At 61.4% G+C, this 14,157-nt stretch carries 14 protein-coding genes and 1 pseudogene; 12 read left to right on the top strand and 3 right to left on the bottom strand.

The annotated features are described in order from the left end of the window. Positions 1 to 471: 471 nt before the first annotated feature. The 3 genes and pseudogenes from V1294_RS21360 to V1294_RS21350 all read left to right on the top strand — a co-directional run. A pseudogene (locus V1294_RS21360) lies at positions 472 to 611 on the top strand (LuxR C-terminal-related transcriptional regulator); the annotation flags it as partial. Positions 612 to 654: 43 nt separating this feature from the next. Beyond that, positions 655 to 1,125 (top strand): helix-turn-helix domain-containing protein, encoded by a 471-nt coding sequence (locus tag V1294_RS38060; protein ID WP_442895366.1) that lies wholly within the window; start codon positions 655 to 657, stop codon positions 1,123 to 1,125. Next, positions 1,122 to 1,379 (top strand): hypothetical protein, encoded by a 258-nt coding sequence (locus tag V1294_RS21350; RefSeq protein ID WP_108522444.1) that lies wholly within the window; start codon positions 1,122 to 1,124, stop codon positions 1,377 to 1,379. Before V1294_RS38060 ends, V1294_RS21350 begins: the two co-directional genes overlap by 4 nt. 262 nt (positions 1,380 to 1,641) lie before the next feature. Here V1294_RS21350 and V1294_RS21345 read toward each other — a convergent pair whose 3' ends face one another. Beyond that, positions 1,642 to 2,904, bottom strand: coding sequence for an aminotransferase class III-fold pyridoxal phosphate-dependent enzyme (locus tag V1294_RS21345; RefSeq protein ID WP_334499890.1), 1,263 nt, complete (start codon positions 2,902 to 2,904; stop codon positions 1,642 to 1,644). A 181-nt stretch (positions 2,905 to 3,085) separates the two neighbouring features. Here V1294_RS21345 and V1294_RS21340 point away from each other — a divergent pair, with 181 nt between their 5' ends. Together V1294_RS21340 and V1294_RS21335 are read left to right on the top strand one after the other, a co-directional pair. Next, a complete protein-coding gene (locus tag V1294_RS21340; RefSeq protein ID WP_334499889.1) occupies positions 3,086 to 3,721 on the top strand; it encodes a DsbA family protein in 636 nt (211 codons plus the stop codon). 85 nt (positions 3,722 to 3,806) lie between these two features. Continuing rightward, positions 3,807 to 4,775, top strand: coding sequence for a Bug family tripartite tricarboxylate transporter substrate binding protein (locus V1294_RS21335; protein WP_334499888.1), 969 nt, complete (start codon positions 3,807 to 3,809; stop codon positions 4,773 to 4,775). A gap of 16 nt (positions 4,776 to 4,791) precedes the next feature. On the opposite strand, the gene V1294_RS21330 is transcribed toward V1294_RS21335, so the two are convergent. Next, positions 4,792 to 5,070, bottom strand: a complete 279-nt coding sequence (locus V1294_RS21330; protein ID WP_334480795.1) for a PilZ domain-containing protein — start codon at positions 5,068 to 5,070, stop codon at positions 4,792 to 4,794. Positions 5,071 to 5,344: 274 nt separating this feature from the next. Between V1294_RS21330 and V1294_RS21325 the strand changes: the two genes are divergently transcribed. Together V1294_RS21325 and V1294_RS21320 are read left to right on the top strand one after the other, a co-directional pair. Continuing rightward, a complete protein-coding gene (locus V1294_RS21325; protein ID WP_334499887.1) occupies positions 5,345 to 6,541 on the top strand; it encodes an acyl-CoA dehydrogenase family protein in 1,197 nt (398 codons plus the stop codon). A 149-nt stretch (positions 6,542 to 6,690) separates the two neighbouring features. Next, positions 6,691 to 7,092 (top strand): VOC family protein, encoded by a 402-nt coding sequence (locus tag V1294_RS21320; RefSeq protein ID WP_334480797.1) that lies wholly within the window; start codon positions 6,691 to 6,693, stop codon positions 7,090 to 7,092. Between the two features lie 287 nt (positions 7,093 to 7,379). Here the strand turns inward: V1294_RS21320 and V1294_RS21315 are convergent, their stop codons facing one another. Beyond that, positions 7,380 to 8,177: a Spy/CpxP family protein refolding chaperone gene (locus V1294_RS21315; RefSeq protein WP_334499886.1), complete on the bottom strand. Its 798-nt coding sequence runs from the start codon at positions 8,175 to 8,177 to the stop codon at positions 7,380 to 7,382. Positions 8,178 to 8,667: 490 nt separating this feature from the next. Here V1294_RS21315 and V1294_RS21310 point away from each other — a divergent pair, with 490 nt between their 5' ends. From V1294_RS21310 to V1294_RS21290, 5 genes are all read left to right on the top strand, one after another. Next, positions 8,668 to 10,008, top strand: coding sequence for an ABC transporter substrate-binding protein (locus tag V1294_RS21310; protein ID WP_334499884.1), 1,341 nt, complete (start codon positions 8,668 to 8,670; stop codon positions 10,006 to 10,008). Positions 10,009 to 10,165: 157 nt separating this feature from the next. Continuing rightward, positions 10,166 to 11,104 carry a carbohydrate ABC transporter permease gene (locus tag V1294_RS21305; protein ID WP_334480800.1) on the top strand — a complete coding sequence of 313 codons (939 nt, stop codon included), beginning with the start codon at positions 10,166 to 10,168 and terminating at the stop codon, positions 11,102 to 11,104. Further along, on the top strand, positions 11,104 to 12,015 hold the full coding sequence (locus V1294_RS21300; protein ID WP_334480801.1) for a carbohydrate ABC transporter permease: 912 nt from the start codon (positions 11,104 to 11,106) through the stop codon (positions 12,013 to 12,015). Before V1294_RS21305 ends, V1294_RS21300 begins: the two co-directional genes overlap by 1 nt. 4 nt (positions 12,016 to 12,019) lie before the next feature. Next, entirely contained in the window at positions 12,020 to 13,120 is a 1,101-nt protein-coding gene (locus tag V1294_RS21295) for an ABC transporter ATP-binding protein (RefSeq protein WP_334480802.1), read from the top strand. Between the two features lie 30 nt (positions 13,121 to 13,150). Continuing rightward, a complete protein-coding gene (locus tag V1294_RS21290) occupies positions 13,151 to 14,140 on the top strand; it encodes a hydroxyacid dehydrogenase (RefSeq protein ID WP_334499880.1) in 990 nt (329 codons plus the stop codon). Positions 14,141 to 14,157 lie beyond the last annotated feature (17 nt).

The following is a 14,157-nucleotide window of genomic DNA, read 5'->3' as shown; positions in this document are numbered from 1 at the left end:
CGTCTGAGCCCTGGCCACACACAGCAGCACCCTAGAGCTCCGCTCCGCTTCGAAGCTGACCTGGATCAAGAATCCACCTTCGCTCTTCCAGGGCATCTGCAATCGAGCACCGGCAGGACTCCGCATTAGCGATTCAGCAAAATGTTGTTTCATATCAATCAGGTGCGTGCCTTTTTTAATTTCGCTTCGCCGCTATTTCACACGCTCGATTTATTGCGGTATCTGATACGCAAGAGCAGCCTGCAAAGCGAAGCATGATCGACCCCGACCGGCTCTTCCGAGATCAAGATCCACTCGACCAGAACGCACGCAGCGGTGCCGAGGGATCGGGCGTGGGCGCCTTGGATCTCGAGTTGTCGACCCGGAAGTTGAACTGGTCCACCGCCACCCGCGCGTCTAAGCGCGATGGGCGAGATGGCTTCCGCGCTCGCCCACGAACTCAACCAGCCACTGTCGGCCATCAGCAATTAATCGAACAAGGCCATCGCCCGGGAATACGAAGCCCGCGCACGGTGGAGGTCTATCGGGCGAATGTCATGACCAAGATGCAGGCCGGTAACCTTTCCGAGCTGGTGCGGTTTGCGATCAGGGCCCGCATCGTCGAAGATTGAGGCAAGTCAATTCGGGAACTGGCAAAACCTCTATTTTGCCGGGATGACCGACACCCGAACCAGCGCCAGCGGTGAATCCGGCGTCAGCCTTCCGCCCGGGAAGTCGATGATTTACGTCGTCGATGACGATTACGACGTCCGGACGTCGTTGCGATTCCTGCTGGAAACCGAAGGATTCGACGTCCGCACGTTCCGCAGCGCGGTCGCGCTATTGGCATCTTCCACCCGAAACCGCGCGGATTGTCTGGTCGTTGGATTACAAGATGGCGGAACTCGACGGACTGGAACTGGCCCACCGTCTGCGAAGGCTCCAGGTCGCCGCGACATCGGCGACTACCTCGGCATGACGCTGGAAACCGTTTCGCGCGCGCTTTCGCAGCTCAGCGACCAGGGCGTCTGGTATTTTCGAGCGCCCGTCAAATCGTGCTGCGCAACCACCAGCGGCTGGCAGACATGGACGCATGAGAGTATAAGCGGGCCGACAAGGTGCCGGAAGGAAGGGAGTGCAAGATGAACAATTATCGCGTCTCCTTCTACAAGGATCTCTGCAATTCCGATGGCCACAGCTTCAAGTGCCTGCAACGCCAGATCGAGGTCCAATCGGTCGGCCCCTCCCAGGCGCTGGTGTTGGCGGAGCGGTTGGTCGACAACGAACGCCTGAATGCCGATTGCGTCGAGGTCACGCACCTGGCGGGCCATCATGAGTTCGAACATCCGGTGTGCTATACGCCGGCTCCTGGTAAGCACGCATGGAACCGCATCGCGTAATGAACTGAGCGAGGCGCGAACCGAACCCCCCGGGGGCTGGCGCGCCTGGGCGGCCGGCTGTTTGATCCAGCTCAATGCGAACGCAGCCAAAAGAGCGGAATATCGATCCACATGATGCCCGACGATGATGTCCGCATCATTCGGCGATCTCGCCGTTTTCTCCCAAGACTGCCCCGCCATCGTTGGTCGTACAGACCGCCTTGCGGGGCATTTTTTATTGCTGCCCGCAAATCCCAAATCAGCTCCGGTCGATACCGACGATTTATCGATTGGATCTCGCTTCCAGTTCACAGACGGCCTTGAAACCGTGCGAGGCCGCTTGCAGCGCCTCGTCGATATCGGCTGGGCGATGCGCCAAGGACAGGAACATATTGTGCTGGGGATGAAAGAACGCGCCGTGGCGTAGCGCGGCCGAGCAGAACGCCCTGCCCTTGCGCACATCCGGGTCAGCCTCGAACAGCATCAGCGGCATCTGCGGCGGGCCGCTCTGGCGGATCGCGATGCCATGTTCTTTCGCCAGCGACGCCAGTCCCTCGCGCAACCGCAAGCCCATCGCGTGGATATGCCCGGCCAAATCAGTCTCGCGCGCGATCCGCAACGTCGCCCGCGCAGCCGCCATCGCCACCGTGCCGCACCAGAACGACCCGGTGACGAAGACCTTGGTGGCGGCTTCACGAAAGCGGTCGTTGCCGGTAACGGCGGCCAGCGCGTAGCCGTTGGCGATCGCTTTGCTCCAGGCGCACAGATCCGGACGCACGCCGAGCGCTTCCCAGCTCCCCCTGACATCGAGGCGCAGGCCGGCCCGCACTTCATCGATAATCAAAGCGGCGTCGGCCGCGTCGCATGCCATACGCGCGGCTGCCGCGAATTCCCTGGTCGGCAATTCGAGATCGCGTCCCATGTCGTGGCGGAAAGCCGTCACCAGTATCGCAGCGAGATCCTTGCCCGCCTCTTCGACGGCCGCCCGCAGGCTCTGCACGTCGTTGTACTCGAAGTGCAGGAGATGCGCGCGATCCTCGGCCGTTACCCCGGCAACACTTGGCGAACACCATGGCAGCGCGCCGTGATAGCTGCCACGCGCGACCAGCACCTTGCGGCGTCCAGTGCCGGCGCGGGCGATCGTCACGCAGCTTGTGGTCGCATCGCCGCCGTTCTTCTGAAACATTGCCCAATCTGCATGCGGCAGCATGGCGACGAGGTCTTCGGCGAGTTCCACCATGACCTCACCCGGACCGTTGAGGCAGTCTCCCTTGGCAGCCTGCGCTTCAGCCGCCGCCTGAACCTCGGGATGCCGATGGCCGAGCACAATCGGCCCCCAACTGCACATGAAGTCGATATATTCGCGGCCATCGACGTCGCGCACGCGGCAGCCCTCCGCGAAGGCAAAGAACTGCGGATAGCCTTCCGGGAGCCGCGCAGCGTTGAGATGGCCCCACATGCCGCCTGGAACCACCAACCGCGCCTTTGCGCGCAACATGGCATCCGCTGTCGGCGTTTCGTTCAACAGCGCCGTGTGTTGGGTCATCACGTTCTCTTGTTTGGTTTGCAGGGGCCGCCTTCTCTCTGTCGCCTATGATTGGATCGCGATCACTTCAGGGTCAACTGCGATCGCAGCCAGATGGCCTTTGGCGCGCGAAACCGGTAGAATGGTCGATAGGCCGCAGCCTTGCACGCTCGCCCTTTACCAATCCGTTTCGGAGTAACCGTTGAACGTTCGCTGTCGCATTGCCTTCGCCGCCCTCCTCGCTTTTGCATCGACGGCCGCACCGGGTGTCGCCCTCGCACAAAGCGCGATTGCTGCAGCAGTCGCCAAACCGGTATCGCTGCCGGACATTGCAATCGGATCTGCGAATGCACCAATCACCATCACCGAATATTCCTCGATGAGTTGTCCGCATTGCGCAGCCTTCGGCCAGAATGTGTTCCCGATGTTGCGGTCGAAATATATCGATACCGGCAAGGTACGTTTCGTGTTCCGGGAATTTCCGCTCGACATAAAGGCCGCCGCCGCTTCGATACTGGCGCGCTGCATCGGCAACGGCGATTCCGAAAAATACCTCAAAGCAGTCGAGATGTTATTCAAGCTGCAGGACCCCCTGATGGCCCAGACCAAGGAGACGCTGATCTATGTCGGGGGGCAGCACGGCATGAGCGAGCAGGACGTCAAGACCTGCGAGGAAGACCAGGCGCAGTTCGACAAGCTGAACGCCGATCAGCAATACGCGCATCGGGAAGTGAAGGTCACGTCGACGCCGACCTTCTTTCTCAACGGCGTGCGGCTGCGGGGCTCGATGTCGTTCGAGGAGCTGGAAGAGCGCATCAAGCCGCTGCTCAAGAAATAGCGCCCGCCCGCCGTCGCAGTAGCCCCTTGCCTGGCGAGGCTGGCTCGCCGATGATGGCCCCAACAAACATATTGGGGAGAGCGCCATGGTCGCGGCTTTGCGCGTAGTGTTGGCAGCGACGTGGCTGCTGTCCGGCGTCGCGGCGTCATCGGCGCAAGGCTATCCGAGCAAACCGGTGCGCGTCGTGGTCGGCTTTCCCGCCGGCGGACCGACCGATGCCATTGCCCGCATCGTGGCCCAGAAGCTTACTGACAATCTCGGCCATCAATTCTTCGTCGAGAACGTCGGCGGTGCGGGCGGCAACATTGCAGCCGGCCAGGTCGCGCGCGTGACGCCGGACGGCTACACCATCATGGTCATCAGCACCGGCTTCGTCGTGAATCCCAGCCTCTACGCCAAGGTGCCGTATGATCCAGTCAAGGATTTCGTGCCGGTAACGCTGGTCGCGGTCTCGCCGAACGTCGTGGTGGTCAACCCCCAAGTGCCCGCCAAGACACTCCCGGAGCTGGTGCAGCTCATTCGCGACAACCCCGGCAAGTACGGCTTTGCCGGTCCCGGTATCGGTTCGACGCCGCATCTGGGCGGCGAACTTTTCCGGCTGGCCTTCAAACTCGACCTGGTGCATGTGCCTTTCACAGGTGCCGGGCCGGCGATCCAGGCAACGGTCGGAGGGCACACGCCGATCGCCTTCACCGCGCTGCCGCCTGCCCTGTCGGCGGTGCAGAGCGGACAACTACGCGCGCTCGGCGTGGCGTCAACCGAACGTGCCGCCGGGATGGCCGACGTGCCGACCTTCGCCGAACAGGGCGTGAAGGATCAGGACGCCGACACGCTTACAGGCATCGTCGCGCCGGCGGGGACACCGAAAGAGATCGTCGATCTGCTCCATCGCGAGATCGCCGGGATCGTCGCACAGCCTGATGTCAAGGAGCGCCTCACGACGCTCGGCTTCAAGGCGGTCGCCAATACGCCGGATCAGTTCGGCGCGCGCATCAGGCTGGAGATGGACAAGTGGGGCAAGGTGGTGCGCGATGCAAAGTTGCGGATCGAGTAACGTACTCAGCGCCCCGCTACGATGGCGACGGTTCCGCGACCGCATCCGCGATCTTCATGAAGGTCAGGCCGATACGATTCTTCCGTATCCAGGTGACCCGGCACTCGTGCACGATCGATGGGTCCTTTGCCATCACCAGGCGAAAGTGCTGCGGGACGAAGGCAGGGTTGTCGACATCGATCGCCGCTCCCTCGCGCGAGATATTCCGCACCACGCAGGGCATGACGGAACCGCCCGACGAAACATAGGCAGGCTCGTCGATTTCCGTTCGCGAATACTTTCGCTTCTCTTCCATTCCGTCCGTTCCGTCCCGATCTATCCCGGCCAAACCGCTAGGCTAGCGCAAAACCTTAAACAAGTCGGCGCATGCGCCCGGGAAAACCGAAACAGGCGCGGCCTGCGGCCAATGCGATTGTCTTCAGACCCCATTGTGCAGAGCGGCACGAAATCCCAATCGCTTATTCGCAGATGTGCTCCGCGTCACCATGGACTTGCCGATCGCGGCGATGGCACGATAGCCTTTCCACCAATGACTGGCACACATATGCGATGACCCGGCAGGCATGGTCTTGAATACATCGATTGCAAACTCTGCAGATCTCGGCGGCGACCAGGCGATGATCGCCCGGGCCGAGGCCATCCGCCCTGATGTCGCGACAGCTTCCGATGACATCGAGACCGCGCGCCGACTGCCGCCCGCGCTGCTCGACAAGCTGCACGACGCGCAATTGTTCCGTCTGCTGTTGCCCCGCTCGACCAACGGGATCGAAACCGATCCCGTCACTTTTTTCCACGTCATCGAAACCATCGCCAAAGCTGATGCTTCCACCGCCTGGTGCCTCAGCCAGGCCGGCGGGTGCGCGATGGCGGCAGCCTATCTCGACCTGCCGGTGGCGCAGGCGATCTTCGGCGATCCGCGCGCGGTGCTGGCGTGGGGACCCGGCCCCAGGGTTCGCGCGGTCGAATGCGAAGGCGGTTACAGGGTGACCGGCGTGTGGTCCTTTGCATCCGGCGGCCGCCATGCGACCTGGCTCGGAGCGCACTGCCCGATCCATGCCGCCGACGGCTCGCCCAAATACGACGCTAACGGCGCGCCGCTCGAGCGCACCATGCTGGTACGCTCCGAGGACGTCGAATGGACCGACATCTGGAATACCGTTGGCCTGCGCGGGACCGCCAGCGACCAGTTTGCGCTCAACGACTTCTTCGTGCGCGCCGACCATTCGATTACCCGTGAATTCGACCGGGAATGCCGCGAGAGCGGCCCGCTCTATCGCATGAGTAACCACACCTGTTACCAGTTGGGGTTTGCCGGCGTCGCCTGCGGGATTGCCCGCACCGCGCTCGACAATTTCGTCGAGACGATGCGCAACAAGGTACCGCGTGGTGCGAGGCAGTCGTTGCGGGACAATGCCGTGGTCCAGAGCAACCTCGCCCAGGCGGAGGTCAATCTCCGGGCCGCGCGCGGCTACGTGCTGCAGTCGATGGCCGATACCTGGAAAGATATCACCGCGGGCGCGACCATCACCGTGGCGCAGCGCATGAACATCCGCATGGCCTCCACAAACGCCATTCACAAGGCGCGCGAGGCGGTCGACTTCGCCTACAATGCCGCAGGCGCCACCGCGATCTTCGAGAACCATCCGCTGGAGCGCCGCTTCCGCGACATCCATACCGTGACCCAGCAGCTGCAAGGCCAGCTCAGGCATTTTGAAACCGTCGGCGCCTGGATGATGGGCGTCGATACCGACCTCAGCTTTGTCTAGAGCTTCGGTTCTGATCGAACCAGAACCGAAGCTCTAGATTTTTATTTTGACGCGTTTTCTACCGCAGATAGGTATACGCAATCTGCGCAAGCTTGATTGCTATGCGAACCGGTATCCACTTCGCTTGAAAACGCCATGGGAGAACGACCATGGGACTTGGCGGCTTGCAGCACTACACCATCGAACCATCTGACCTTGAGCGAACCAAGGATTTCTACTGCGACGTGCTGGGCCTGGAAAACGGCGACCGTCCGCCGCTCGATTTTCCCGGCTACTGGCTCTATTCCGGCGGGGCAGCCACGGTGCATCTGATGGGCACGCGCAAGCCGCGCGAGGGCATCGTGGTGCGCGGCACCGAGAAAAAGTACGAAGATACCGGCCGGCTTGACCACATCGCCTTTGCGGCGACCGATGTCGAGGGCATGCGCAAGCGTCTGCAATCGAAGGGCGTCAAATTCCGCGAGAGCATCGTGCCGCGCACCGGCGATACGCAGTTCTTCCTCTACGATCCTGATGGCGTCGGCGTCGAATTGAACTTTCCGAAAAACTGAGACCCCGTTCTCATCGCGTGTCTAAGTCAATTCGGCCGGGTCCGTCCCGGCCGGGTTGAGTGCCGCGGCCCATCTGATGTTGATATGCCACACTTCCCGTCAAAGAGTGAGGTTCCCGACAACGCCGCAAGTCAGCCATTACTAAGGCGCGAGTCCGTCAGTGTTTCATCATCATTGGAATGAGATTGGAGAAGCCGCGCCGCTGCGGCAGAGTAGCCGGGTGCCGCGCCTTTTAACCTACCCCAGGGCATGCGTACCCGGCTATTCGTCCGGCAGAGCGCGCTAGTCTAGTCGAGCCCGCGCTCGTGGCTCAGATTGACCATTTCCTGAATGAAGACCGCCTTTTGCTTGTCGTTCAGGCTGGCAAATAAAGGTTCGGCCGCATCCGCCACGTTGCGCTGATCGACGGCTCGGTCGTTGAGAAACTGGGCCTCATTGCGCATCTGCTCGATAATGTCATCGGGGGGATCGCGCTTGGCGCGCGCCACACGCAGATTGAGGCGATCGGCGCCGTTGTGACCGAGATAGTGCATCGCACTGTTGAACCCGGTCCAATGCTTCTCCTGTTCGGGCGTGAGGTTCAGCTCCTTCTTGATCCGCTCGATATTGGCGTCGCTGTTGGCGACGATCTGTTCGGCCGTCAGTTGCGGCGCACCGGCCTGGGTGAGGACGGCGGCTTGCTGCTGCTGCTGCTGCTTGGCGGCCTTCGCAGCCTTGGTCCCCTTCGCCGGCTTCGACGTGTCACCCTGCTTAGAGGGCTCGCCTTGTTTGGAAGCCTCACCCTGCTTGGAAGTCTCGCCCTGCTTGGCATCCTTTGCCGCCGGCGCCTGTCCGCCTTTGTTAGTGCCCCCGGTCAGGACGCCGGTAACGCCGCTGACCACACCGACGACACCGCCGATCGCGCCGCCCAACACGCCGCCGACCGGACCGGCAGCCTTGTTGCCCTCGCGCGCGCCTTGCTGCACGCCCTGCACCAACCCCTGCGCGTTCGCTGTCGCAGATGCGCCAAGGGCCAGCATGAGGATGACACCAAGCGCAAAAAGCAATCGCGACGGTATCGGCGCAATCTGCTGAGGACGGGTCATTGTCTGGTCTCCATAGTCGATCGAGAAACGTGCCGCGCGCGCCATTCGCAAGGCGCGCCAGAATCCTTCGCCGCCTAAACTATCGTTTCCGCCCCAAACCCGTCTAGCGTTGCGCTGCACAGTTCCATGGCAGGAAACATCTTCGGGAGGAAGCAGTTGCACGCGCCATCGTTTGGACCGCGGCGCAATCGTACACCTGCACCAGGACCGGCGGCAAAGTGTGCGCCGCAATATTGCCGCGTCAACTATTGACGATCCCGACGATACGACATCGTCGCTCCCGCCGCCCGGAATTTCCACGCAACGTTAGTTCAATTTCCACGCAACGTTAGTTCAATGACTGCAGAAGCTGTGTATTCTCGACAGACGCGAACAATTCTGGTCTGATCCGATTACTAAATCTCCGCTGCCACGTCGCCAACGAGCGGTCCACTATCAGCCGGAGATAAAAAACAAGAAGCAAATTCTGGCTCAGCAAAGGGGAGACGTCATGCTACGCAAGAAGCTTTCTCGCCGACAGTTCGTTGCTGCGACCGCGCTATCATCCGCTGCACTCATCACCGCGCCCTATGTGCGTGGCGCCTACGCTGCAGGCAAGCTTTCGATCGGCTTCTGGGACCACTGGGTGCCCGACGCCAACAAGACCAGCACCGCTCTGGTCAAGGAGTGGGCCGAAAAAGAGAACGTCGACGTTTCGATCGACTACATCTCGAGTCAGGGCAACGGGATCCAACTGAAAATCGCGGCAGAAGGCCAGGCCAAATCCGGCCATGACATCCTCGCAATGCCGACATGGTGGCCGCACGCGCAAGCCGATCTGCTCGAGCCCATGAACGACGTTATGGAGCCATTGATCAAGCAGAACGGCGAGGTCAACGGCACGGTCCAGTATCTTGGCAAGGCCGGCGATAAATGGCTTGGCGTGCCCGCCACGATCGGCAGCCAGATCAAGGGGCCCTGCTCCCGCATCGATCTGATGAAGAAGCATGCCGGCATTGATGTGCAGGAAATGTATCCGGCCGGCAGCCCGCCCAAAGCCGACAACTGGACGACGGACACATTCCTGAAGGCGGCAGAGGCGTGCAAGAAAGGCGGCAATCCCTTCGGGATCGGACTGGGTGAGACAACCGACTCGGTCGATACCGCCGGCGCGTTTTTTCAGGCGTTCGGTGGCCAGCTCGTCGATGGCAAAGGCAACATCACCGTCAAGAGCGATGGGGTGAGGCAGGCTCTCGAGTTCTATAAGAAGCTCATCCCCTTATTGCCCGCGGGCGTGGCGTCCTGGGACGACTCCCATAACAACAAGGCGCTGGTTTCCGGCGAGGCCTCACTCATCATGAATCCGCCCAGCGCCTGGGCGGTCGCCAAGCGCGACGCGCCGCAGGTCGCCGAGCAATGCTGGACCCACGGCTTCCCGGTAGGACCCAAAGGAAGGTTTGCGCCGTTCCTTCCGTACTTCTGGAGCGTCTGGAATTTCTCCAAGAATAAGCCAACCGCCAAGAGCCTGCTGGTCCATCTGTCGCAACCGGCTGCCGTCGAGAAACTCGTTGCAGCCAGCGGTGGCTATGACCTGCCGGCGTTCGAGAAGCTCACGACCCTGAAGACCTGGGCGGAAGAAGGCCCACCGAAGGGCACGCTGTACCACTATCCAAATCCGTTCAAGCACCAGACGCTGTCGATCGCCGCCTCGCCGGCGCCCCCGAAGATCGCCCAACAGATCTATACTCAGGCGATCCTGACCAAGATGTGCCTGAGATTCTATCAGGGCGAGACGATGGAAAAGACGCTGGCCTGGGCGGAAGGTGAGTGTGAGGGCTACATGCGGAGCTAGGACGGGGGGACATCGCCGCGACGGCCCCGCAGCGTTGCGGGCCCCGCTGCGGCGGATCCGTTTTCGTGCCAGCGCAAGCGAGGGCCGGTATCATGCCGGCTTTCGACCATCTCCAGAATCGGTTTCATCGAAGTGAATCGCGCGAGGAAGATGCATCATGGCTGATGTCGCATTGCAGCCGAACAAGGCAGGCGCAACGCAAACGCCGCGAAAACGCTCCAGCCTGCACAAGGCGCTCAAGCGAAAATCGACCGCGGCCTTCCTCATGACGCTGCCGCTGATCCTGCTGATCGCCATCCTGGTGATCTATCCAGCGTTCTATTCGCTGCATCTGGCGACGCTGAACAAGTCGATGCAGCGTTTCGTCGGCCTCGGCAATTTCGAGTTCCTGTTCAAGCGCGAAACGTTTTGGCTCGTGGTGAAGCAGTCGTGCATTTTCGCCATCACTGCGGTCGTCTTCAAGGCGCTGATCGGCTTCATTGTCGCACACTTCGTCCACAATCTTCCCGCCAAAGGACAGCGCAAATGGCGCGGCATGCTGCTGGTGCCATGGGTGATCCCGCCGGCGATGAGCACCTTGGCGTGGCTGTGGCTGTTCGACCCCTCCTACAGCGCTTTCAATTATACCCTGTCATTTTTCGGCGTCGGGCCAATTTCATGGACAGGCGAGCCAGGCTGGGCACGCTTCTCGGTCATCCTCGTCAATATCTGGGTCGGCGCGCCCTTCTTCATGATCATGTATCTGGCGTCGCTGAAATCGGTGCCCGATCAGCTCTATGAGGCCGCCGCCATCGACGGCGCCAACTGGTGGCAGCGGATCTGGTACGTCACGTTGCCGATGATGCGCAACATCATCGCGATCACGACGCTGTTCTCGCTGATCGTCACCTTCGCCAATTTCGATATCGTCCGAATTCTGACCGCCGGCGGTCCGCTGGATCACACCCATATTTTCGCGACCTGGGCGTTCCGGATCGGTATCGAAGGCAGCGACATTCCGCTCGGCGCCAGTGTCTCGCTGTTCATGGTGCCGATCCTGGCCATCGCAGCGGTATTCATCCTGCGGGATGTCAACAAGCGCGGGAATGAAGCCTGATGAGCACGGTAATCGTCGACAAGGCTGCGCCGAGGCGCACGGTCAAGTATGGCAGCATGAGCCGCGACCGGACCTGGGCGCTGCGATGGTCTTATTTTTTCCTCACCCTGTTCGCGATCTTCTCGCTGGTGCCGCCGCTCTACATGCTGATCACGTCGCTCAAGACCAGCGCCGAGATTTCGGCGGCGACCAATCCGTGGTGGGTTTTTCATCCGACGCTGGAAAACTACATCGGATTGCTGACCTCAAACCAGTTCCTGACGTTCTTCCGCAATTCCGCATTCGTCTCGATCTTCGTGGTGACGATCACCATGCTGATCAGCGTGCCGGCCGCCTTTGCCCTGGCGCGGATGCGGTTCTGGGGTTCGGCGACGCTGGCAACCGGTGTGTTTCTGACCTACCTCATTCCCGACACGTTGCTGTTTCTGCCGCTGTTCAAGATGTTCGCGGTGTTTAGCGATTTCACCGGAATTCAACTGATCAACCGCTGGTATGTGCTGCTGATCGTGTATCCGACGCTGACCGTGCCGTTCTGCACCTGGATCATGATCGGTTATTTTGCATCGATCCCGAAGGAACTCGACGAGGCCGCCATCATCGACGGCGCATCATGGTTTCAAACCCTGACCCGGATATTCATTCCGGTGGCGATGCCGGGGATTATCGCCGCGACTATCTTCGCCTTTACGGTCTCCTGGGCGCAATTCCTCTATCCGCTGGTGTTCACGACCTCAACCGATCAGCTGGTGCTGCCGGTTGGCATCATCACCTCCTTGATCAAGGGCGACGTGTTCAACTGGGGACAGATCATGACCGGCGCCCTGCTCGGCGCAGCGCCTCCGCTCATCATCTACGCCTTCCTGATGGACTATTACATTGCCGGCCTGACCGCCGGTGCGACAAAGGGTTGATCTCATGGCTGACGTGACGTTGCGCAAGGTGGTGAAGCGTTATGACGAGGTCGAGGCAGTGCGCGGCATCGATCTCGACATTGCCGACCATGAGTTCGTCGTGCTGGTGGGGCCGTCGGGCTGCGGCAAGTCGACCACGCTGCGGATGATCGCCGGCCTGGAAGATATTTCCGACGGCGACATCATGATCGGCGGCGACGTCGTCAACGACGTGCCGCCAAAGGATCGCGATATCGCGATGGTGTTCCAGAATTACGCGCTCTACCCGCACATGACGGTTGCGGAGAACATGTCGTTCGGATTGCGGCTGAAGCGCTATCCGAAGGCCGAGATCAAGAGCCGCGTCGACGAGGCCGCGCGCATGCTCGACATCGTCGAGCTGGTCGACCGCAAGCCGAAGCAATTGTCCGGCGGCCAGCGGCAGCGCGTCGCCATGGGCCGCGCCATCGTGCGTAACCCAAAAGTGTTTCTGTTCGACGAGCCGCTGTCCAACCTCGACGCCAAGCTGCGCGTGCAGATGCGGATCGAGATCAAGAAGGTGCACCAGAAGGTCCGCACCACGACGGTCTACGTGACCCACGACCAGGTGGAGGCGATGACGCTCGCCGACCGCGTCGTGGTGATGAACCATGGCCGGATCGAGCAGATCGGCACGCCGAACGAGCTTTATCACAAGCCGGCGACGAAATTCGTCGCCAGCTTTATCGGCTCGCCGGCGATGAATTTCATCCCGTGCCGGCTGGAGGATCTCGCCGGCAAGTTGCACGTCCGGCTGACCGATCGCATCGCCTTCCCGCTACCGCTGGCGCGCGCCGTCCGTTACCAGAGCATTCCGCGCACCGAAAAATTGCTGCTCGGGCTGCGGCCAGAGCATGTCACCGAGGCAAAGCCGCATCCCCAGCCGGGCGTAGAGACATTCGACACGGTGCTCGATGTCACCGAGCCGATGGGAATGGAAACGCTGATTTACTTTACGATGGAAGGCTCGCAGGTCTGCGGGCGGGTCAATCCCAACGCCGACGCGCACGACGGCGCCCCGCTCCGATTGGCTGTGGACCTCAACAACATGCACCTGCTAAACGAGGTGACCGGCGTCGTCCTTTGACGGCGCAGCAACGAGACCTAAGGGCAGGGAATGGCTACCAACAAGAAGAAAATCTTCATCACAGAATCGATGTCGCAACCGGGAAGAGCGCTACTTCACGCGCGGGACGACATCGAACTTGTCGAATTCCCTAACATGATTTCGCAGAAGGATTTCGAAGCCAAGCTGAAGGAGCATGCCCCGGTCCACGGCGTCGCCCTCGGCGGCACCCGCTTCGGCGAGCCCGAACTCGAAGCCTCGCAAGACATGCTGGTGGTGACCCGGATCGGCGTCGGGTTCGACGCCGTCGACGTCCCCGCGCTCAGCCGCCGCAAGGTCCCGCTGATGGTGGCGGGCACCGCCAATTCGCCGTCCGTTGCCGAGCATGCCCTGTTCATGATGCTGACACTCGCCAAGCGCGCGACAGAAATGCATTCGCTTGTCAGGGACGACAAATGGGCCGACCGGTTGGGAATGCTGCCCTATGACCTGTTCGGCAAGACGGTTCTGATCATAGGCTTCGGCCGCATCGGCACGCGCACCGCCAAGCGGTGCCTCGCGATGGAAATGAACGTCCTGGTTTTCGACCCCTACAAGCCTGCCGCCGACATCAAGGCCGCCGGTTGCGATCCGATCGCCGACCTCAACGCCGCGCTGCCGCGTGCCGACTTCGTCAGCATCCATTGCCCGAAGAATCCGGAGACGGTCGGCATGTTCAATGCTGACCGGTTGAAGCGGCTGAAGCCATCGGCCTATCTGATCAACACGGCGCGCGGCGGAATCGTCGACGAGGCCGCCCTGCACGCTGCGTTGGTCTCCGGCAAGCTTGCCGGCGCCGGCCTCGACGTCTTCGCGCAGGAGCCCCCGCCGGCCGGTCAGGCATTGCTCGCCCTGCCGAATGTCATCATGGCGCCGCATGTCGCAGGCGTCACGGTGGAAGCCGTCGACCGGATGAGCGAGCAGACCGCCCGCAACATTCTGAGCGTGCTGGATGGCGAACCCGTGCGCCAGAACGTGATCAATCAGGATGTGCTCGGCTAAATCGCCCGCAAGTCAAT

Origin of the sequence: Bradyrhizobium sp. AZCC 1678, from assembly GCF_036924765.1 — a bacterium.
GTDB lineage: Bacteria > Pseudomonadota > Alphaproteobacteria > Rhizobiales > Xanthobacteraceae > Bradyrhizobium > Bradyrhizobium algeriense.
This window is presented reverse-complemented; position numbering and strand designations above follow the sequence as displayed.